Source organism: Gilliamella sp. wkB195 (assembly GCF_001690445.1).
In the GTDB taxonomy this organism is placed as follows: Bacteria; Pseudomonadota; Gammaproteobacteria; order Enterobacterales; family Orbaceae; genus Gilliamella; species Gilliamella apicola_E.
The window spans coordinates 327229-349601 of record NZ_LZGP01000011.1 but is presented as its reverse complement, the minus strand read 5'-3'; the positions used below and the strand labels follow the sequence as shown (position 1 = coordinate 349601).

The window sequence follows — 22373 nt, the reverse complement described above, 5'->3', positions numbered from 1 at the left end:
TCTGTTGGAAGATATTTTTAATTATCAATTGGATCAACGTCAATACTCCATCTTACGTTTGATGCTTCACTCCACTGTTCAGCTATAAGATTATCTAATATTTGTTGTAATAATTGTCTGTTCGTATGTTGTAACAATAATTGCCAACGATTATAACCCGCTTTTTTAGGTTGACTAGCAGGCATTGGACCAAGTTGCCATAAGTTATGGTCATAATTAGACTTTAACCAATCATGGATACGCTGTAAAAATTTTGGTGCCTGTAAATTATTACGGTCAGCAGCACGAATTAACACTTGATAGCTAAATGGTGGCAGTAAAGTTTGTTGACGTTCAATTAATGTTTGTTTTGCAAATGCCTGATAACCTTCATTTAATAAAGTATTTAATAAAGGGTGCTTTGGATGATAGGTTTGTAGAATCACTTCGCCAGCTTTTGTTTCACGACCAGCTCGGCCTGATACTTGAGTATAAATCTGAGCAAATCTTTCAGTTGCTCTGAAATCACTTGAAAATAAGGCGCCATCAACATCAATTATGCCAACTAAGGTCACATCAGGAAAGTGATGACCTTTAGCCAATATTTGTGTACCGACTAAAATATGAGCTCCGCCTTTATGAATATCATTTAAATAGGTATTCAATGCTTCTTTTTTAGTGATCGTGTCGCGATCAATACGAGTAACTTTTATATTTGGGAACAGAATATTGAGTTGTTTTTCAAGTTGCTCCGTCCCAAATCCAATTGGTAGTAGCTGGGTCGAACCACACTTAGGGCACTGTTTAGGTACTTCTCTTGGCGTATCACAATAATGACAATTCAGTTTATTCTGCTTTTTATGATAAGTATAAGGGCGATCACAACGTGGGCATTCTGCTATCCAACCACAATCATGGCAAATTATTAATGGTGCGAACCCTCTACGGTTAAGAAATAACATCACTTGGTTATTGTTATTTAAATGCGTTTTTATTTTTTCTATAAGTGGTTGAGATAAACCTGAAGCTAAAGCCATGCCGCGAATATCTAAAATAGATTGTTTGGCTAATTGGGCGTTACCCGCTCTTTGAGTAAGCTTGAGGTGCTGGTACTTATGAGTTTGTGCATTATTAATCGATTCAAGAGAAGGCGTTGCGGAACCTAAAACTATAGGTATATTTTCAATTCTAGCTCGGATAATTGCTAGATCTCTAGCATTATAACGCCATCCTTCCTGTTGTTTGTAAGAACTATCATGTTCTTCGTCGATAATAATGATACCTAAATCTTTAAAGGGAGTAAAAAGTGAAGAACGAGTACCTACGACAATGGCATTTTCACCCTCTTTACTTCTTAACCAAACATCTAAACGTTCCTTGTCTGTTAAGCCTGAATGTAAAATATCAATCGGGGCATTAAAGCGCTGTTTAAAACGCTTTATTGTTTGAGGTGTTAAACCAATTTCAGGAACTAAAACTAAAGCTTGCTTACCTTGTGATAAAACATCTGCAATTATATTTAAATAAACTTCAGTCTTTCCTGAGCCAGTTATACCATCAAGCAAAAATACACCAAATTGTTTATTCTGTTTATTAATAGTCTCTATGGCATTAGATTGTTCATCATTTAATTGGATCGATGTTGGGTTGGTCGAGTAATTTGTTTGCCAGCAAATATTGTCAGGTTGTTGATAAACTAACTCTATAAGCTGTTTTTTTTGTAATTCTTGATATAAATTTGAACTAAATTTGTCTTCATTTAAACAGTTGTTTCTAAGTGAAGATAATAATAACTTTTGTTTTGGTGTACGTGATAATAAGTTTAAATCAATTTGTTGCCCTAAAGGTGTTAATTGCCACTGTTTTATATCATCCTTGATAGCTTGACGACCTTGCCTTAATAGAACTGGCATGGCATGAAATATGACTTCGCCAATTGGAAAGTGATAATAACTTGTTGCCCAATTCAATAACTTCCAAATTGGTTGAGGAAAGGGGTTTTTGGTATCAATAATTGCGGTAATTGATTTTATATTTTCGCTATCAAAGGTCGATTGCTGATCAATTTTAATGATTATTCCAATCATTTCCCTTTTACCAAAAGGCACTCTAACCCGCGCACCAATTTCAGCAGGTACTGTTAGTTTGTAATCAAACAGTCGATAAAGGGGTACCGGTAAGGCTACATGGGCAATCAGCATTAACAATCACTATTATTAAAAATTGATATTGTACGCAGATTTTATTTAACTCGCAAAAGTTACATAGAGAAATTAATTATTTTTGAGTTAACTATCTAAAAACTTTATTTATATATAGTAGTATCCATAAACAAAATTTGTTATCTTGAACAGCAAGTTAAAGCATAATATTTAAAGGTAGTTAAAAATGTCAGCATCATTTTCACACATTAATCAACATGGTGATGCACATATGGTTGATGTTTCTGAAAAAAAGTTAACTTTACGAGAAGCTCGAGCCGAGTCAATAGTATTAATGAATGCTGAAACATTTAACCTAATTATTGAAGGGAAACATCATAAAGGTGATGTTTTTGCAACTGCAAGAATTGCCGGTATTCAAGCGGCTAAACGAACATGGGATTTGATTCCACTTTGCCATCCACTACTTCTAAGTAAAATTGAAGTCAATATTGAACCTGTATTTGAAAATCACAGCATTAGGATTGAAACAATTTGTCGGCTAAGGGGCCAAACAGGTGTCGAAATGGAGGCCTTAGTTGCTGCTTCAGTTGCTGCATTAACGATATATGATATGTGTAAAGCTAACCAAAAAGATATGGTTATTAATCAAGTTCGGTTACTGAATAAAATTGGTGGTAAATCGGGCGAATTTAATGCGGCAGAGCAGTGATACTATGAACAAAATTATTTTTTTTGCACAAATTAGAGAATTAATTGGGGTTGAAAAACTTGAATTATCGGTAGAGCAAATGTCAATAAATCAACTTTTAGATCACCTTAGTTTGCGTGGTGATAAGTGGGTATTAGCTTTAAAAGAAAAAACAGTATTATGTGCAGTTAATCAGACTTTAGTTGACTATAACTATGTCATTCAAAAGGGTGATGAAATTGCTTTTTTCCCTCCAGTTACAGGTGGTTAACAGCGTGAACATTATTCAGGTTAACCAATCTCCCATTGATGTGAATTCATTAATAACTTGGCTTTATCAATCGCCTATAGATGGTGCTGTAGTGACTTTTATGGGGAAGGTGCGTAGTTTTGAAAACCAAGTTATAAGTTTAACGTTAGAGCATTATGCAGAAATGACTGAAAAGGTGCTGTGCAATATTATTAATCAAGCCAGAGATAGATGGTCGATTAATCGTGTTGCAATAGTCCATCGTGTCGGTCAAATTTATGCAAATGAAAGTATTGTTTTTGTTGGTGTTAGTGCAGCACACCGCAGTGATGCTTTTGCTTCTGCGGAGTTTATTATGGATGTACTAAAAAATGAGGCTCCATTTTGGAAGAAGGAACAGACCTCTAGTGGCGAAAATTGGGTAGAAGCCAAGCAATCGGATATAAATGCATTGAAGAAATGGTATTAATATTTATTTAGTCTATAATAGATTTCATCATCAAAATGTCTTCAGAGGCTCAAAAATGAGCCTTTTTTGTTAAGCTTATATTAATCTCTTCATATTTATCTTTTTTTGTTAAAAATTTTGAGGAAAGTACTAATTTTAAGTAGAAAAATCGCTATTATTAAAAATTTTTAATCCTATTGCTCGTGGAGCTATATGAAAAAACTCTATTCGTTCGTATTAATAAATATTTTTATTTCGTCTATCATTACTATCCGATATTTTTGGGTGCCGGGTTCATCGTTTAGTTGGGATGGAAGTTTTTTTTCTCTATTTGCTGTGTTAGGCCATTTTTTCTCTGTTTATTTATTACTTTTTATTTTATGTTTTCCGTTTATTTGGGTGAAGAGAACGTTGAGTAATATTTGTTTAGCTGCTTTATTTAGTTTGTTACAGATTGTGCTGTATGTTGATACTATTGTTTTTCAGCAGTATCGATTTCATATCAATGAATCTGTGCTATCAATGGTTTTCTCGGGGCAAGTTGTCGATTTTTCAACGATCACTTATGTTTTGATGTTTTTGTTAATATTAGTATCTTTTGAAGCAGAATATTTAATTCTTTATTTGTTAGATAAAAAATTTAGCCAAAAACGTTCAAGAATATTAATCGTATCGACAGTATTTCTTTTCGGTTGTTTTTTTATTAGCCATTTAATCCATATGGTTGCGTTTTATTATGCCTATTCCCCCATCATGATTGTTAAAGAATATATTCCATTATATCGTCCATTTACCTCGAAAAAGATAATGGGATTGTTTGATAAATCAGGGCAACGTAAGACACTTATAGAAAAGGAGAACCAACACGCAACTATCTATTATCCTAAAAATGAGCTGATGATTAACCCTCATAATACTACAACACCCAATATTATGTTTATTGTCTTAGATTCTTGGCGTTATGATACTTTTAGTCAAGAAATTTCACCCAATACTTACCATTTTGTGAAACAGAATAATGGAATAATTTTTAATAATCATTACTCAACAGGGAATGCAACTCGAACTGGTATTTTTGGACTTTTTTATGGTATCCCCGGCACGTATTGGGATGCTTTTTTAAGAAATAGAGTTCCCTCGTTATTCGTAACAACATTGCAAAAAGAAAATTATAATATAGGTATATTTACTTCAGCCAAAGTTACTGCGCCAGAATTCGATCGTACGGCATTTTTAACCATTAAAAACTTAAGAATTAGTAGTAAAGATGGATCTGCATCGAGTCGAGATAAACAGTTAACTGATGATTGGCTAAACTGGTATAAGAGTAGAGATACATCTAAACCAAGTTTTTCATTTTTATTTTTTGATGCACCACATGCTTATGATTTTCCTAATTATTTTGAAGTTAAATTCAACCCAATTGGCGAGCTAAATTATATGGCATTAAGCAATGATACAGATCCTGTTCCCATTTTTAATCGTTATAAACAAAGTGTCAACTATGATGATTATTTGCTTCAAAAGGTCTATGATGAACTTGAACGATCAGGCTCGCTAGATAATACGTTAATTTTTATAACCGGTGACCATTCACAAGAAATGAATGACAATAAACTGGGTTTTTGGGGACATAATGGTAACTATACTGATGCTCAAACTAAAGTGCCTTTTATCATAGTTGGAGCAAAAGATCTTAAATATATCACAGATAATATAAATAAATTTACCAGCCATGAAGATGTCGTTCCAACAATAATGCGACATTATTTGCATGTGGAAAATGATATTTCAGATTATTCGACAGGTTATGATTTATTTAGCCCAATAATCGATCGAGATTGGCTATTAATGTCAAATTATAGTTCTTATGCAGTTCGGACCACAGATAACATCTATTTTGTTAATCGTCTTGGTATAAGCCACTATTTTGATTGCCATAATAATCAGGTCGATAAGACACCTGATTATAAAACGATCCAGTCGGCAATGAATAATATGCGTTATTTTTTCCAGGCACAAAAATAAAAAAATCCACCGTAAGGTGGATTTTTATTATCGAACATCAGCACAGTTTAGACAGTAGATATAACGGTTTTGTGAATCTTGGAACTTATCCCATAGTGAAACTTGCTGCTTGATTTGTTTTACTTCTGGGATATGCTCAAAAAATACCTCTGCTGTTGATTTTGGCATCATAGCAAGCATATCTGAGTAAAGTGCATTGAACCAGCTTCCTTCAGGCTTTTGCCAATCTATTTTATAATTAGAAATATTGGCTAATGTTGCAGCCATGTCAACCGCATCGTCAAAATCCCCTAATTTATCCACTAAGCCATTTTTACTTCCTTCGGAGCCGAGCCAAACTTGCCCTTGAGCTATATGATCTACTTGTTCTGGCGTCATATTACGAGCTTTTGCTACCAAAGAGATGAAATTCAAGTAACCATTATCAATATTCAGTTGAATGAATTGATTCATTTCATCGGATAAATTTTGAGTTAGGCTGTTATTTGCCAATGGTGAGGTTGAAACCCCATCGTTATAAACACCAATATGAGAAAGTGAGTTTTCAAAGGTTGGTAAAATGCCAAAAATACCTATAGAACCTGTAATCGTATTCGGACTAGCGATAATATAATCAGATGCAGTTGATATCCAGTATCCTCCAGAAGCAGCCATACCACCCATAGAAACAACAACCGGGATTTGGTAACGACGTAAAGTTTCTAGTTCACTGCGAATTGCTTCTGAAGCTTCGACACTTCCTCCTGGACTATTTACTCTGAGTACGATAGCCTGTATGTTATTACTTTGTAATTTATTACGAATATCTCTTAATTGTTTAACAATATCTTGGCTACCAGCTACATTACTGCTATTTGCGCCGTTAGTAATAGTTCCATTCACAAAAATAATAGCTATTTTGGGTTCTTTATTTGATTCTTCAGCATCTTCCTTAAGTCTATAATCATAGATACTGACTTTTTGCTTTATTTTATGTTCAAGTTCAAAATCAAATTCATCACTTATAGCATCAATTAAACCGTTTGCTAAAGCGTATTGGGCCATATTACCATTAGCAGATTTTAGTTCTGATAACATTTTACCAGTTGGGGGAACTAGTTGTGTTGGTGCTTTTTTGCGTTCTGCAGAAATGTCATTAAGGTAGTTATTCCACATTAAGTTTAACCATCGAGATGTGTTACTTCTTGCTTCTTCTGACATATTATCTCTGATAAATGGCTCAATAGCTGATTTATAAGTTCCTACACGAAAAACATGAGTATTAATCTTTAAGTTGTCTAGTAATGTTTTGTAGTACAAATTATTGGCGGATAATCCAAAAACATTAACTGCACCTAATGGAGTTAAATAGATTTTATTAGCATAAGTGGCCAAATAATATTGGCTTTGATTGAAGCTTGAACCGATAGCGTAAATAGGCTTATTTGCCTCTTTGAATTTGTTTAAATATTTACCAAGATATTGCAAAGAACTTAAGTCTGCTCCGACAAAGTTGTCCAATTTTAGGACTATGTTATTTATATTAGGATCTGATGTAGCTTGTGATATTTTTTGCACTAAATCGAATAAACTATTTTCGCGTGATAGATTTACTCTTTTACCATATAATTTATTTTGTATTTCATACAATTCATCACTATAAAGCGAGTTGTCGACAATAACGCCTTCAAGATTTATAACTAATGTGCCATATTGAGGAATGATGTCTTGCTTTTGTGATTCTTTAAATAATGCAATACCACTAAAGATCAATAGGATTATGATTAAGAAAATTAGGTTAAGAAATATTTCTCTAATTAAATTGATACCTTTCCATATTGCTTTTATAACAGTTAGTACAGACATAATAAAATAACCCTTTAATTATTCTTTTATTTTTAATTTTTCATGTTCTTCTTTTTGAAATATTTTTTATCTTCAAATCGTAAACATGTTAATTTGCCACCCCAACAGCACCCTGTATCGAGTGCGTAAATATTTTCAGGTGTTCCTTTTCCATTCAATGCTGCCCAATGACCAAAAGCAATACTATATTCTGATGGAATTTTACTTGGTAATGAAAACCATGGTTTAAGTTTCGATGGAGCCTCATCTGGTTGATCTTTACAATAAAAATCAAGCCGTCCATCTTCGTAACAGTAACGCATTCTTGTTAAAGCATTAGCAATGAAGCGTAATCGATCTAACCCTTGTAATTCATATGACCATTCATCAGGAAAGTTACCATACATTTTGTCAAGAAAGAGGGGATATGAGTCACTACTTAAAACCTGATGAAGATCATTAGCACATTTTTTCAATGTTTCAAGATCCCATTGTGGAGATATTCCGGCATGAGTCATAATAAGTTTTAATTTTTCATCTATTTGAATTAATGGTTGTTTACGCAACCAATTCATTAGTTCATCGAAATCATCAGCGTGGATGAGTTCGTCAAGATTATCCTTCTTTTTTGATGGTGTAACATTGGCGTAAATTGATAGTAAATGTAAGTCGTGGTTACCTAAAACTAATCTTATTTGTTCGCTGTTTTGTTTTACAAATCTAAGAACTTCAAGTGATTTTGGTCCTCTAGCAACTAAATCTCCAGTAAGCCATAAGGTATCTGATGATGAAAAATCAGCTTTCTCTAATAGTCGCATAAACTCATCATAACAGCCGTGAATATCACCAATTATTAGATTTGCCATAAGGTTATTTCCAAGCGTTTGCTAATAGACAATATTGTTGTACTGTCAAATTTTCCGCACGTAAATTCGGGTCAATACCTAATTCATCTATTTGCTCACTGTTAAATAAATTACTTAAGCTATTACGAATTGTTTTACGTCTTTGGTTAAAAGCTTCGGTAGTAATACGTGATAGTACTTTAATATCATTAACTAAATAGGGCTTTTCTTTGTAAGGTATTAGTTTAACTACAGCTGAATCAACTTTAGGTGCTGGTTTAAAAGCTGTAGGTGGTACTTCTAAAACAGGGATGATTTGGCAGTAGTATTGTGCCATAACACTCAATCGACCATAACTTTTGCTGTTAGGTGCAGCAACTAAACGAGTAACAACCTCTTTTTGCAGCATAAAATGCATATCAGTAATGATTGGTGCATATTCGAATAAGTGAAACATCAATGGTGTTGAAATATTATAAGGTAAATTACCAAAAACTCTCAGAGGTTGACCTAATGTATCGGACAATTTGTTGAAATCAAAATTTAGTGCGTCTTGTTCAATCACACTGATTTTATTTTGTAAAAAAGGATTCTCAACTAATCGGCTAGCTAAATCTCTATCAATCTCAATAACAGTTAAATGATCTACCAATTTACTTACAGGTACTGTCAATGCGGCAAGCCCTGGTCCTATTTCAACCAGTGCTTCTCCTTTCTTAGGTTGTATGGCTGCCACAATACTTTCAATAATATAATTATCATGTAGAAAGTTTTGACCAAATCGTTTACGGGCAAAATGACCTTGATGAACACGATTATTCATTCTTACCTTCACCTGTAATTTTGATATATGCATCACCTTTTAACTCTTGAATCCAAACTTGTGCTTCTTCAGCAAATTTTCTATTGAAAATCATACGATAAGCTTGATCTTTTTTAACTAAGTTTGTACCGTCAGTTTGTCTGGTATCAATTAGTTGGATTATATGCCAACCATAAGATGATTTTATTGGTTGACTGATTTCACCCTTTTTCAATTGTGATAATGCAGTCCTGAAACCTTCATCATAAACTTCTGGCCTATTCCATCCTAAATTACCACCACTATCTTTTGAACCTGTGTCTTCTGAGTTAGCTTTTGCTGCTGCAGCAAAAGTTGTTGCTCCGCTGGTAATGGCTTTGCGAATGTTAATTAATTTTTGTTTAGCCACCTGATCGGTAACTAATACGTTGGTTTTAATTAAAATATGACGAGCATTAACTTCTTGAAGTGTAATTTTTTGTGGTGTTTCAGAACGGTTATCGTCAACTTTTAATATGTGAATCCCAACTCCAGAGCGAATTGGTCCTATAATACTTCCTTTTGGCGCTCGAATTAGTCGTTCCTCAAAAATAGTAGGTAACTCATTTAACTTTTTCCAGCCCATTGATCCACCTTTTAAAGCAAGATCATCATTTGAGTATGACGCGGCTAATTTAGCAAAATTTTCCCCTTTTTTTGCACGATTGATGATGTCCATCGCTTTATTGGTAGCACTATCAACTTGTTGTTTAGACGCTTTTTCTGGAATAGTAATGAGAATATGACTAATTTTAACATCAATATTGTTAGTTGGTTGGTTAGCTATTGTTTTGGTTAAATGTTCTACTTCTCTGTTAGAGACTTTGATTCTAGGTCGAACTTCATGCAAGCGCGCTTGTTCTATTAGCATATCAGTATGAATACGATCACGATAAGTGCTATAGCTCATGCCCATAGTTGATAATCTGCTTCTTAGTTGATCTATTGTCATACCATTTTCAGCAGCTATTCTATCGATTGCGGCGGTAACTTCATCATCACTAATAGTAATTTTTGCTTTAGCCGCTCTTTGTAAAATTAATTTTTCAACAACAAGGCGATCAATAATTTGTTTTCTAAGTATTTTATCATTAGGTAAAGATTTAGGATCGGCGCTCGCTTTAATCGTTTTGAGCATGTCACTAACATCACTTTCTAAAATGACGTTGTTATTCACAACAGCTGCAACCTGTTCTACCACTTTGGGAGCTGCATTTGCTGAAAAAGGTGTAAAGAGCACTAAATTAACACTCAAGTTTAATGCAATAAAAAGTTTTAATAATTTCATATTTACTCAACTCATTATGTTGTTGCGGTATTAAATTTACCACAATAAATTTATTAGTATGTTTATTCAAATGTTGTTGTATAAGGTAATTTACCAAAGTTTAACATTTTGGCTTGCGTGTCACGATTACTTCCTAAACCTTTAAGTTCAAAGTTAATTGACAGTTTGTTTTTATATTTACTTATATGTTCTGTGTTATCCCAGTCGGTTAATTTGCGTCCATATTGTACGGTTACTCCCCAACAGCAGTCGCTATAATTTACCCCAATAAAACTGTCTGAAATCTGTTTTTGCTTAATATCATAATAATAAGATCCCACAGCACTCACTTTTTCAGATAGTGGCCAACTAACCATAATACCGGCTTGAGAAAGATCTTGTTTGTAACCTTTATATGCGGAATACTTATACCTGTCATCTACAGTGTCAATATAGTTACGATTGGCATAACGATAAGATAATTGAATTAATTTGTCACCCGATGGTCGATATTCAAACGTTGTATTGGCTAGCGAAATAGTATCGATACGGGTGTCGTATTGAATCCCGCTTCGGAAAATAATATCGTCACTAATTCGCCAGAAATTATCTGTTGCCCAAGTGACACTACCTGTATCAGAATTTTTATCTAATTCATTATTGTGATCACCGGTTTTAGATTTTGTAAAATAGGTAATTTGCCCTAAGGACATATTAAATTTTTCAACTTTGTTACTATCATAAAAACGTGTAGTTACACCCGTTGAAAGTTTATTTGTCGATGCAATACGGTCTAAACCACTATATGTTTGATCTCTAAATAAACCAATATAATCAGCTTGTAAGAGTGTGGAATCGTAATTTCCAATATTTGATTGGTTACGATAAGGGTTATAAGTATATTTCACTCTAGGTTCGAGTGTTTGGCTATACCCATCGATTAGATCAAAGTCTCTTTCAAAAATTACTTTACCATCAATACTAAATTTCGGTATAAAACGATTTACAGTGCGATCTAACTTTATCCCTTCTTTTATGTGTTCAAGATTATTATTATATTTAAATATGTTTTTCTGGTTGTAATGAGTTGCCATAAAACCAGTTTCTGCAGATAAATTTGCCCAAGAATTTGTAACTGTATAATTGATAGTTGGTTCTATATGGACTCGCCAAGCTTCGGGTTCATTATCTGTTGAATTTATAAAATGAGAAAGTTGTGAAAAAGTCTTAAATTTTAATGGTCCCAGCTCGTAGTTATAATAGTTGATATCTAATTGAGGCTGAGTTTGGTAAAGAATATCATAGTGAAATGGTTGAAAATGTTTGTAACCTAAAGCAACATCCCAATTTTCATCATTGTATGCTAATTTATAAAACTGAGTCAGATATCCAGCTGTTTGAGATGCATATTTAGAACTGAGATCTGTTAAATATTGATTGTCACTGACTCGTGTAGTATCAGCTATAAAACGCCAATTGTAGTTAATTAATTCGTCGTTTTTCCAATAGAATAACCATCGATTATGATTGTTATCGTATCTGTTGCCATTTGTTGATTTTTTTCTATCGTCACTGTATTGATTATCATGCTGTAACCAGTCAAAAGCGAAAGTCCCTAATCCTAATTGATTCAAGTAGCGAAACTCAGTTTGTAATTGTACACCACGGTGTTGTAGTATTCGCGGTGTTATAGTTGCATCATAATTTGGCGCAATGTTCCAATAATACGGTAATGAAAAATCAATACCATCAACACTATCGTAACCGAAATTAGGAATTAACAACCCTGATCGTCTTTTATTGCCTGTAGGCAATTGTAAATAAGGTGAGTAAAGAACAGGTACGTTCTCTATTCTAAATACCGCATTCCAAACTTCTAACAACTGTTCTTCATTATCGTGAATAATTGTTGAACCTTTAATATTCCAAGCACTATCACCTACAGGACAGGAGGTAAAACTACCATTTTTGAGAACTACATAGCGATTCTTTTCAAGTTTGATTTCATCGGCTTCACCTCGCCCAAGTCTATTAACTAATTGATACTCACTTGGATTCATATTTGCATCATTGCTGTTTAGATTCATTGATGCGTGGTTACCTTTGGTTTGTATTATATTATCTTGATAAGTGATATCACCATCGAGTGTAACCATCCGATTATTTGCATCTTTTGAGTCAATCGTCACTTTATCAGCTAAAACTGTACGATTGCCTTGCTCTACATAAACACGACCTTTATAAATAGCTAAATTAGGATAAATTCCTTCAAACTCATCTGCATCTGTATTAATAGGTAATGTATTTATATCTCCATTAACAATTGGTCGCTCAAATTTAGGTACACCAACAAGACACTGCGGATTAGTAGTGTCATTTTTTGGTAAATCTATTGCATAACTTGGGCTGCTATAATTGTACAAAGAAAATGCTACAGCTATAGCAATACGAGAAAGCGATAATTTTTTCATTAATGATTAGAATATGATTATGATTATTTTAATTGAAACATTATAGCGGTTATTTATAAAAGTGCGAATGAAAATTAACGTTTAGTCCGTCGTTTATTCGTTTTACCAAGTTGTCTTACCATGGCTATTTTCTTTTCTGTCGATACTTGTTGAAATTCATCCCACCACTTAGCTAAATCTAAAAGCTCACCTTTTTCGATTGAAGCTCGCATTTCTAATAAATCATAAGCTGCTCGGAACTTTTGATGCTCTAAAATGACAAATGCACGTTTTCCTTCTCGTTTTTTCATTCTTAATTGTAATCGCCACATATCACCCATAACCGCTGTAAAACGTCTTGGTATAGCGATAATACGGCATTGCTCATTTAGTACATCATTAATTGCCATAGAAAAAGAATCGTAATATTGCAAACCGCTCTCAATGCAGTTTAATTGAGTTTGTTCTATAATTGGATACCAAAAAAATGCTGCATATAAAAAAGCAGGGTTAATGCGTTGCTCATTTGCTATACGGTAATCAGTATTTTTTAACACTTGAGCAATCATTTTTTCCATATTTCCTTCGTGGTTATGTGTAAATAAACGTTCAACCACTGGAAACAATTGTTTAAATAAATGATACTGCTTTAATAATATATAAGTATCGTAACCATATCCTGATTGTAGTAATTTCAACGATTCATCAAAAAGACGGGCTGAAGGAATATTACTTAATAATGGAGCCAGTTTTTTTATTGGTTCAGCAGTAGCTGGGTCAATTTTCATGTTAAGTTTTGCTGCAAAACGGATTGTCCTTAACATTCTGACTGGATCTTCACGATATCTTGTTTGTGGCTCACCAATTAATCGAATAATGCCATTTTGTAAATCTTTTAGTCCACCACAATAATCACGAATTGTATAATCTTTGACGCTATAATAAAGCGCATTCATTGTGAAATCACGACGAACGGCATCTTGCTCTATCGTTCCATAGACATTATCTCGTAATAACATACCTGCTTGTGATCGTTTTGATATGTTCTTTTGTTCACTCTGATCATCATGATCACCTCGGAACGTTGCAACCTCAATTATCTCTTTTCCAAACATAATATGAGCTAAACGAAAGCGTTTACCTATCAAGCGGCAATTTCGAAAAATCTTTTGAATTTGTTCTGGTGTAGCATTTGTCGCAATATCGAAATCTTTTGGTTTTTTACCTAATAGAAGGTCGCGAATACAACCACCTACGAGATAGGCTTCATATCCTTGTTTATTCAATCGATAAAGTACTTTCAACGCATTTTCGCTTATATTCTTACGAGAAATATTATGCTCATTACGTGAGATGGAAATATAATGCGACTCTTGTCGCTCTTTGTGATGGAACATTTTACGATAAAAGCGAGAAACTTGTTTAAAAATAGCGCACCTCGAATTAATAATGGTCTATACTGAAATATAGCGCGCGATTATATCGCAATTAAATCTAACTTTCCATTTTTCTTGAAATACTTGCGCCAAGTAAAATAAAGGGAATTTCTTTATATTAATTAAATATTTTATTTGATTTTTTGAACATAATTATCAACAATAGTAATTTATATAGTACAATTAGTTAGATTATTTTTTAACTTAATAAAAATTAATTCAAAATAGATTATCTTATTTATTTTATTAATGACTAATTGATTTAATTAAACTTATACTCTTTTAAAAAAAGATTTTTGATAAAAATAATTATTAATTTGGTTTACAATTAAGAGTATAAAAATATTAACTGATAACTTATTGGGGACTCTATGAATATTCGAGATTTGGAATATTTTGTATCATTAGCTGAATTCCGGCACTTTCGTAAAGCAGCTGATGCTTGTAATGTTAGTCAACCAACACTAAGTGGTCAAATCAGAAAACTTGAAGACGAATTAGGCGTAATGTTACTTGAACGTACTAGTCGTAAAGTGTTATTTACTCAAACTGGCATGATGCTTGTTGAGCAAGCTAAAGAAATTTTACGTAATATACAGATTTTAAAAGAGATGGCTAGTCGTCAAGGGGAAGAGATGGCGGGTCCTATGCATATTGGATTAATTCCGACTATCGCTCCATATTTATTACCACATGTGATTACCGTATTACATGAATCCTTTCCTCAACTAGAACTTTATTTACATGAAGCGCAAACTGCCAATATTGTTGCTCAACTTGAAAGTGGAAAATTGGATTGTGCTATTATCGCTCAAGTAAAAGAAACCGCACAATTTATTGAACTACCTTTATTCAATGAACCTATGTTTTTAGCCGTTCCTGCAAATGATGAATTAGCTAGTAAACAGACAGTTAAGCTTTCTAGTCTGAAAGGGAAGAAATTTTTAATGTTGGAGGATGGTCATTGTCTACGTGAACATGCTATGGGGTATTGTTTTCAGGTAGGAATTGATGAAGATAAACAATTTAAAGCGACGAGTTTAGAAACATTGCGTAGTATGATATCAGCAGGACGTGGAATTACTTTATTTCCAGAGTTAGCTGCTCCAAATGAACGTACTCGTGATAATATTTGCTATATTCCATGTACTGATCCTGTCCCAACAAGAAGCATCGCTTTAATTTATCGACCTGGTTCTCCATTACGTTCACGTTATGAAACTATCGCTAAAACTATTCGTGACCATATGCCAAAAGTCTTTGCTGAAAAAGAACGATTGTTAGGCCAGAAATAATTTATATTTCTTATAGCGCAGAATTTAAAAAATGAAAAATGTTAAAACCTGTGGTGTTAGAGCGCAGCAAAAGGAGAGAACTCGTCGAAGTTTAATTGATGCTGCGTTTCATCAACTCAATGCGGAACAAGGTTTTGCAAGTTTAAGTCTGCGCGAAGTTTCCCGTGAGGCAGGTATAGCTGCTACATCATTTTATCGCCATTTTCGTGATATGGATGAGTTAGGTTTAGCGATGGTTGATGAGAGTGGTTTAACTCTTCGTCAATTATTGCGCCAAGCTCGAAAACGTATTGAAAAGGGGGGGAGCGTTCTTCGAACTTCGGTAACCACCTTTATTGAATTTATTGATAAAAACCCTAAAGTATTTTTATTGTTGCTCAGAGAAAAAGCTGGGACTTCTTCAGCATTCAGATCGGCAATTGCACGCGAAATTCAGCACTTTATTGTGGAGCTTGTTGATTATTTAGACAATGCCAATCAAATGCCACATCATTACAATGAAGCTCAAGCCGAAGCAATGGTGACTATCGCATTTAATGCCGGCGCGGAAGCAATTGATTTCGACATAGTACAACGCCAAGAACTAATTGAAGATCTTATTTTTCAACTTCGTATGGTTTCTCGTGGCGCTTATTACCTTTATCATAAAGAAAAAATCAAAAATAATAATGAATAATTATGGTAGGTTGATATTGACATTTTAACTTACCATAAAGGTATTTTCTTGATTAATCTAGATTATATTTGTACTTTTAAATAAGGGTTAAGATAATGCCTAAAGTACACTATTTGTTATATTCAATTTCCTTCTTTAATTATTGGTGCTGGCATTGATGTTGGAGATATGGATGTAAATCTAGAATCTGGCTATTTACAACGATTTTTAACAAAGCCTTTATCATCTTATCATTTCAGATGCAATGCACTTGAGCTTCATACAAGTTTGTAAATCAGGCGCAATAGATAATTTAGAGAAAGATTAAAAAGGAGAAGACATTATTTGTATGGATGGTGGGAATAAAAGTAGAAACGAAATACATCATGAAAGAATAAGCTTAATATCGGATTTTCTAGCTAAACAAAATTTGAATGAACATAATTCATTTTTTATTAAATTACTGCGGTTAAACCGCAGTAATTTTTGTTTTTAACAACATAACGTTATTAAAGATTTTGTAGCACTTTTTCAACACTATCTTTAGCATCACCAAATAACATATAGCTATTTTCTTTAAAGAATAGTGGATTTTGTACTCCAGCATATCCGGTATTCATTGAGCGTTTGGATATAATAACCGTTTTTGCTTTCCAAACTTCAAGAACAGGCATACCTGCGATAGGGCTATTTGGATCTTCTTCTGCCGCTGGGTTAACGGTATCATTTGCACCAATTACCCAAACAACATCTGTATCAGGGAAGTCATCATTGATTTCATCCATTTCTAATACAATATCGTAAGGTACTTTTGCTTCGGCTAATAATACATTCATATGACCAGGTAAACGCCCTGCAACTGGGTGAATACCAAAACGGACTTCTATACCCATACCACGAAGCTTTTCAGTAATATTGCTTACAGCACCTTGTGCTTGAGCAACAGCCATACCATAACCTGGTACGATAATAACTGAACGTGCTTCTTTTAATGTTTGAGCAACTTCTGCTGGCTGCATTTCACGGTATTCACCTTGTTCTTCTTCTGAAGAGCTTGATGCGCTACCATCGCTACCAAAACCACCGGCAATGACGCTGATGAATGAGCGATTCATTGCTTTACACATGATGTAAGAAAGAATTGCCCCTGAAGAACCAACTAAAGCACCGGTTACAATAAGTAAATCATTACCTAACATAAATCCTGCTGCAGCTGCTGCCCATCCAGAATATGAGTTAAGCATTGAAATAACTACTGGCATGTCTGCACCACCAATTGATGCCACAAGATGGAAGCCAAATACTAATGCGATGATCGTCATAACAAGTAGACTAACAAGTGCGCCTGCGCCACTTTTCACACCAATAAAAGTAAACATCAAAATTACTGAAACAACGATTGCCGCTAAGTTCCAGTAGTGTTTATAAGGAATAGAAAGTGGTTTAGAGCTAATGCGGCCATTTAGTTTTCCAAATGCAACGACTGATCCAGAAAAAGTAACTGCACCAATAAAGATACCAATAAAAATTTCTACTAAATGTACAGTAAGTTCACTGCCAGTGAAAACCATAATATTAGAATCTAAGAAGCTATTGAAACCAACGAGAACTGCAGCCATACCAACAAAACTGTGGAGTAGTGCAACAAGCTCTGGCATTTGTGTCATTTCTACTTTTTTAGCAAGATAAAGACCAATAGCTGCACCAATGACCATAGCAATAATGATCCAGTGTAGTCCGCCTTTAATACTTGCAATAGCAGCAATAAGTGCAATTACCATACCAACCATGCCATAAATGTTTCCAGATTTGGCTGATTCTTGATTTGATAGTCCTCGTAAACTAAATATAAAAAGTAATGCAGCAAGAACATAGGCTGCTTGAATTATTCCATGACTAAACATTATCAATAATCTCCTTTACTTGCCACGTTGAAACATTTTTAGCATTCTTTGTGTAACAAAAAATCCACCAAAAATATTGATACTAGCAATTAAAATAGCAACAAAGGCAATTGCCGTAGTTAAGCCATTATCATCACCGACTTGCAGTATTGCACCTACTAATATGATACCAGAGATAGCATTAGTAACTGACATTAATGGTGTATGTAATGAATGAGTTACATTCCATACTACGTAATACCCTACTACACAAGACAAAGCAAATACAGTGAAGTGTCCTAAAAAGGTTTCAGGAACCACATTAGCTAACCAGAAATAAGCAATAATCAATAAAGCTAAAATGCCAAATTTTTTTGCAGGTTGCATTGGTGTGGGTTCTGGTTTGGCGATAGGTTCAACCGCTTTTTTCTGTGGTTGTGCAGAAACTTGAATTGGTGGAGCTGGCCATGTTATTTCTTTATCTTTAACGACAGTTACGCCACGAATCACAACATCGTCAAAATTAATGTCGATGTTACCATCTTTTTCTTTGGCGAGTAATTTTAATAAGTTAACAATGTTAGTTCCATATAGTTGTGATGCTTGTGCCGGCATTCGGTTAGCTAAATCTGTGTAACCAACTATTTTAACATTATTATCTGTTTCGAATACTTCACCCGGTTTGGTTAATTCGCAGTTACCACCAGTTAAGGCTGCTAAATCAACAATAACACTACCTGGTTTCATTGACTCAACCATCTCTTTAGAGATAAGTTTTGGCGCAGGTTTACCTGGAATTAATGCTGTAGTGATAATAATATCAACATCTTTTGCTTGTTCAGCAAATAAAGCCATTTCAGCTTCAATAAAGGCTGCAGACATTTGTTTTGCGTAGCCATCTCCAGAACCAGCTTCCTCTTCGAAATCTAATTCTAAAAAGTCAGCACCCATACTATTGATTTGTTCAGCAACTTCTGGACGTGTATCAAATGCACGAACAATAGCACCTAAACTAACTGCTGCACCAATTGCTGCAAGACCAGCAACACCAGCTCCAATTACCAATACTTTTGCTGGTGGTACTTTACCTGCAGCAGTGACTTGACCGGTAAAAAATCGACCAAATTGGTTCGCAGCTTCAATAACAGAGCGATAACCTGCAATGTTAGACATAGAACTTAATGCATCTAGTGATTGAGCTCGTGAAATACGAGGTACACAATCCATTGCCATTACAGTAATATTTTTAGTGGCAAGTTTTTCTAAAAGATCTTTATGTTGAGCTGGATAAATATAGCTAATGAGTGTTAATCCCTCTTTCATCAGAGCGATTTCATCATCAGTTGGCGCGTGAAATTTTAAAATAAGATCATTTTGCCAAATATCCTTTGTGTTTTGAATAGTGGCTCCAGCATCAATAAAAGCTTGGTCTTCAAAATGAGCAGCGTGTCCAGCACCTTGTTCTACTGAAACTGTAAATCCAAGTTTTAATAGTTGTCCAACAGTTTGAGGTGTTGCTGCAACCCTAGCTTCATTGGCTAACCGTTCTTTTGGTATACCGATATGCATTACGTTACATCCTTATGTTAAAAAAGATTATTCATGTCTCCCGATTTTAGCACAAATTAGCGACAGTGCGAGTAGGTAATTTATTTTTTATTATCGAAATCTTAATATTAAATTTAATAATAAGTGGATTTTAAATCTGAGAATTGAAATTAGAATATTTCTCTTGTAATCAGTGTGAATAGTTTGTTTTAAAAGTGAACTATCTTAATCGCCATTAAGAACACCTCTGTTTGCCAAAAAATTGTTTTTCTACCTATGGTTAAATATTAATTAGATATTTCAATTGGTGAGTGAGTTATCAGACTAAGTTTTGCAATTATCTGATAATTCAACAAGGTTAATTTGAACTTTAATTAATATTTCATAGTCAGCTGAAAACATCAACGACAGCACGATCTCTGATAATAACCTTTTATTGGTTTTATACGTGAGAAAATAAAATTATTGATATTTAATTATATATCAAATAGATACAAATAAAGAATCATCTCATTTGAGTATAGTTACTAATGATATTCAAATGCCGATCAATTAAAACATTTAATGAGGTAAATATATGGCAGATCTAAGCCAGAAAAAAAATAATATCTTGGCTTTAATGGTTGCTTTGCTTGCTGCATGTGTTGCTTTCCAACTTAATGCAAGCATGTTAAGCCCAGTGTTAGTTACTATAGCGAAAGAATTAGGAACTAATGATGCAGCTGTCGGACTATCTCAAACTTCTTTTTTTACAGCAGCTGCACTATTTTCACTATTCTTGCCCCGATTAAGTGATATAAAAGGGCGAAAAAAAGTATTAACAGCCATGTTGATTATAATGACTTTCGGTACAGTCATTGCTGCTATTGCGCCTAATATTGAAGTTTTGTATGTTGCTCGCATTATTCAAGGTGTATCAGGGCCAGTTGTTCCATTGTGTTTGTTAATGTTAAGTTTTGAAGTAAAAGACGTTAAGCAATATGGTATGTTAATGGGTATCATAACAGCAGTTAATGGTGGTATTGCTGGTGTTGATGCTATTGCGGGCGGTTTACTTGCTACGCATTTTGGCTTCCGGTCTGTATTTTGGATTATAGCTATTGTTGCAGCAATTTCGACTTTTTTTGTTCATCGTTTTGCGTCAGAATCTCAGCCCTCTAAAGGTACCAAGATGGATTGGCTAGGCGTTTTGTTAATTGTTTTAACAATAGCTGCGTTATTACTTGCACTTAATGAAGCCGGTAAACTTGACAATGCCAATTGGCTGATTGTTAGTGGATTAAGTTTATTGGCTTTTTTATGTTTTATTTTATTTTGGAATGTAGAAAAAAGAAGTAAGCAACCTTTAGTTACAATCAATCATTTGAAAAAGCGTGCCACCTGGGCGTTGTTATTAACAACCACATTAACCATGACTGGGATTTTTGCCATCGTTAATGGTTTAGTGATGTCAATAGCCCAAAATCATGAAATAGGTTTTGGGTTAGAAGCAGATTGGGCATCATTAATTTTTCTCACGCCTTATGCTTTAATTGGTTGGTTTGTTGGGCCATTTTCAGGAAGATTGGCACCAATAATGGGCTATAATAAAGTGCTCAAATTAGGTTTAGTGGGTTGTATTATTGGTATTTTGGTTATTATGTTTTATGGCATTCATTCTTTACCTATTTTATCGGTTGGCGTGATTGTTTTAGGTATTTTTTATGCTGGAATGGCTAATATCATTTTAAATGGATTAGGTATCGTCTTATCTCCTACTGATAATCCAGGATTTTTACCTGGTATGAATGCAGGGGCATTTAATTTAGGTGCTGGTTTGAGTTTTGCTTTATTACCAGCAATTCAGATGATAAATGGAAACACAATTGATGGTTACTTTAATGGTATGTTGTTAGGTTTAATCATTACGGTGTTAGCTCTATTTTGTAGTTTTCTTATACCTCGTCCGATTAGTGCTGAAGTTTAAAAAGATAATTATAAAAAACGGGATAATGATCCCGTTTTTTATATATAAATTAATCTTCTTCAGGAATTAATGTAAAAACTAATGTAGTAAAAAATTTGTCTTGGGTAGCTAATTGATTATCTTTAAGCGGGAAACCAATTTCAACACCTATAACGTTTAAACCTTGATTTGGCACAATAATAGTAGCCTGGCCTTTATCATCAGTTTTCACTGTTTTGTCTAAATTATTTACAACATCGATGATGACAGGTGTATTGGTTAGTGGTTTACCATCTTTGAAAACGGTTATCGGTAAATTGTCGCCTCGTTTTAATTTTGTTGGGTCAATAGAAGGAACAATTTGTAGTGGAATATCTTCTATTATTTTGGGTTTGTTAACGGATGATAAATAGTTGACACTATATTTTATGGCATGAGTGCCCTTATCTGCACCTTTAACTTGATTCATTGGCATATTAACGTATTTACCATCCGAATTTTTGGTCCAATAACCATAATCAAAATCAACTGTTACTACAGCTGTATCTTTTGCAGGTTCGATGGTCACAAAGTTATTATGTGCTGTTTTTGAAACGGGTAGTACCGACCAATCACTATTATAAGCTTTAACTTTTTTCACCATTTCAGGTTGATAGCCATTATCTAAAGGTCCTTCACCTAAAATAATCTGCTTTTGATCGACTCGATCAGTAATCCATATACCATGAGCTGTCACGGATTGTGAAATTAAACCCATTAAAGTCCCCAATAAAACTGATAATAATACTTTATGCATAGATACCTCAATATTTTAAATGAAAACGAT

The 22373-nt window shown here is 34.0% G+C and carries 17 protein-coding genes; 7 read left to right on the top strand and 10 right to left on the bottom strand.

Annotated elements, in window-relative coordinates:
- Window positions 1-17: 17 nt before the first annotated feature.
- Window positions 18-2180, bottom strand: a complete 2163-nt coding sequence (gene priA / locus A9G08_RS03690; RefSeq protein WP_065562379.1) for a primosomal protein N' — start codon at window positions 2178-2180, stop codon at window positions 18-20.
- Window positions 2181-2367: 187 nt separating this feature from the next.
- Between priA and moaC the strand changes: the two genes are divergently transcribed.
- The 4 genes from moaC to A9G08_RS03670 all read left to right on the top strand — a co-directional run bounded on the left by moaC (window position 2368) and on the right by A9G08_RS03670 (window position 5558).
- Window positions 2368-2853 carry a cyclic pyranopterin monophosphate synthase MoaC gene (gene moaC, locus A9G08_RS03685; RefSeq protein ID WP_065562378.1) on the top strand — a complete coding sequence of 162 codons (486 nt, stop codon included), beginning with the start codon at window positions 2368-2370 and terminating at the stop codon, window positions 2851-2853.
- Window positions 2854-2857: 4 nt separating this feature from the next.
- Window positions 2858-3103, top strand: coding sequence for a molybdopterin synthase sulfur carrier subunit (gene moaD / locus A9G08_RS03680; RefSeq protein ID WP_065562377.1), 246 nt, complete (start codon window positions 2858-2860; stop codon window positions 3101-3103).
- 4 nt (window positions 3104-3107) lie between these two features.
- Entirely contained in the window at window positions 3108-3551 is a 444-nt protein-coding gene (moaE, locus tag A9G08_RS03675) for a molybdopterin synthase catalytic subunit MoaE (protein WP_255305717.1), read from the top strand.
- 192 nt (window positions 3552-3743) lie between these two features.
- Window positions 3744-5558: a sulfatase-like hydrolase/transferase gene (locus A9G08_RS03670; RefSeq protein ID WP_065562375.1), complete on the top strand. Its 1815-nt coding sequence runs from the start codon at window positions 3744-3746 to the stop codon at window positions 5556-5558.
- A gap of 27 nt (window positions 5559-5585) precedes the next feature.
- Here A9G08_RS03670 and sppA read toward each other — a convergent pair whose 3' ends face one another.
- The 6 genes from sppA to pcnB all read right to left on the bottom strand — a co-directional run bounded on the left by sppA (window position 5586) and on the right by pcnB (window position 14182).
- Window positions 5586-7403 (bottom strand): signal peptide peptidase SppA, encoded by a 1818-nt coding sequence (sppA, locus tag A9G08_RS03665; RefSeq protein ID WP_065562374.1) that lies wholly within the window; start codon window positions 7401-7403, stop codon window positions 5586-5588.
- A gap of 32 nt (window positions 7404-7435) precedes the next feature.
- Window positions 7436-8248 (bottom strand): bis(5'-nucleosyl)-tetraphosphatase (symmetrical) ApaH, encoded by an 813-nt coding sequence (gene apaH / locus A9G08_RS03660; RefSeq protein WP_065562373.1) that lies wholly within the window; start codon window positions 8246-8248, stop codon window positions 7436-7438.
- Window positions 8249-8252: 4 nt separating this feature from the next.
- A complete protein-coding gene (rsmA, locus tag A9G08_RS03655; RefSeq protein WP_065562372.1) occupies window positions 8253-9050 on the bottom strand; it encodes a 16S rRNA (adenine(1518)-N(6)/adenine(1519)-N(6))-dimethyltransferase RsmA in 798 nt (265 codons plus the stop codon).
- Window positions 9043-10356, bottom strand: a complete 1314-nt coding sequence (surA, locus tag A9G08_RS03650) for a peptidylprolyl isomerase SurA (protein WP_065562371.1) — start codon at window positions 10354-10356, stop codon at window positions 9043-9045. Before surA ends, rsmA begins: the two co-directional genes overlap by 8 nt.
- 62 nt (window positions 10357-10418) lie before the next feature.
- Entirely contained in the window at window positions 10419-12806 is a 2388-nt protein-coding gene (gene lptD / locus A9G08_RS03645; RefSeq protein ID WP_065562370.1) for an LPS assembly protein LptD, read from the bottom strand.
- Between the two features lie 74 nt (window positions 12807-12880).
- Window positions 12881-14182 (bottom strand): polynucleotide adenylyltransferase PcnB, encoded by a 1302-nt coding sequence (gene pcnB, locus A9G08_RS03640; RefSeq protein WP_065562369.1) that lies wholly within the window; start codon window positions 14180-14182, stop codon window positions 12881-12883.
- 410 nt (window positions 14183-14592) lie between these two features.
- On the opposite strand from pcnB, the gene oxyR reads away from it, so the two are divergent.
- Both oxyR and fabR read left to right on the top strand, forming a co-directional pair.
- Window positions 14593-15516, top strand: coding sequence for a DNA-binding transcriptional regulator OxyR (oxyR, locus tag A9G08_RS03635; RefSeq protein ID WP_065562368.1), 924 nt, complete (start codon window positions 14593-14595; stop codon window positions 15514-15516).
- A 31-nt stretch (window positions 15517-15547) separates the two neighbouring features.
- Complete coding sequence (gene fabR / locus A9G08_RS03630; protein ID WP_065562367.1) at window positions 15548-16192, top strand: HTH-type transcriptional repressor FabR; 645 nt, start codon at window positions 15548-15550, stop codon at window positions 16190-16192.
- Between the two features lie 488 nt (window positions 16193-16680).
- Here fabR and pntB read toward each other — a convergent pair whose 3' ends face one another.
- Complete coding sequence (gene pntB / locus A9G08_RS03625) at window positions 16681-18075, bottom strand: Re/Si-specific NAD(P)(+) transhydrogenase subunit beta (protein ID WP_065562366.1); 1395 nt, start codon at window positions 18073-18075, stop codon at window positions 16681-16683.
- Between the two features lie 15 nt (window positions 18076-18090).
- Window positions 18091-19623 carry a Re/Si-specific NAD(P)(+) transhydrogenase subunit alpha gene (gene pntA / locus A9G08_RS03620; RefSeq protein WP_065562365.1) on the bottom strand — a complete coding sequence of 511 codons (1533 nt, stop codon included), beginning with the start codon at window positions 19621-19623 and terminating at the stop codon, window positions 18091-18093.
- A gap of 556 nt (window positions 19624-20179) precedes the next feature.
- On the opposite strand from pntA, the gene uriT reads away from it, so the two are divergent.
- Window positions 20180-21568, top strand: coding sequence for a uridine transporter UriT (uriT, locus tag A9G08_RS03615; RefSeq protein WP_065562364.1), 1389 nt, complete (start codon window positions 20180-20182; stop codon window positions 21566-21568).
- Between the two features lie 49 nt (window positions 21569-21617).
- Here the strand turns inward: uriT and A9G08_RS03610 are convergent, their stop codons facing one another.
- Window positions 21618-22343: a DUF4198 domain-containing protein gene (locus A9G08_RS03610; protein WP_065562363.1), complete on the bottom strand. Its 726-nt coding sequence runs from the start codon at window positions 22341-22343 to the stop codon at window positions 21618-21620.
- Between the last annotated feature and the right edge of the window lie 30 nt (window positions 22344-22373).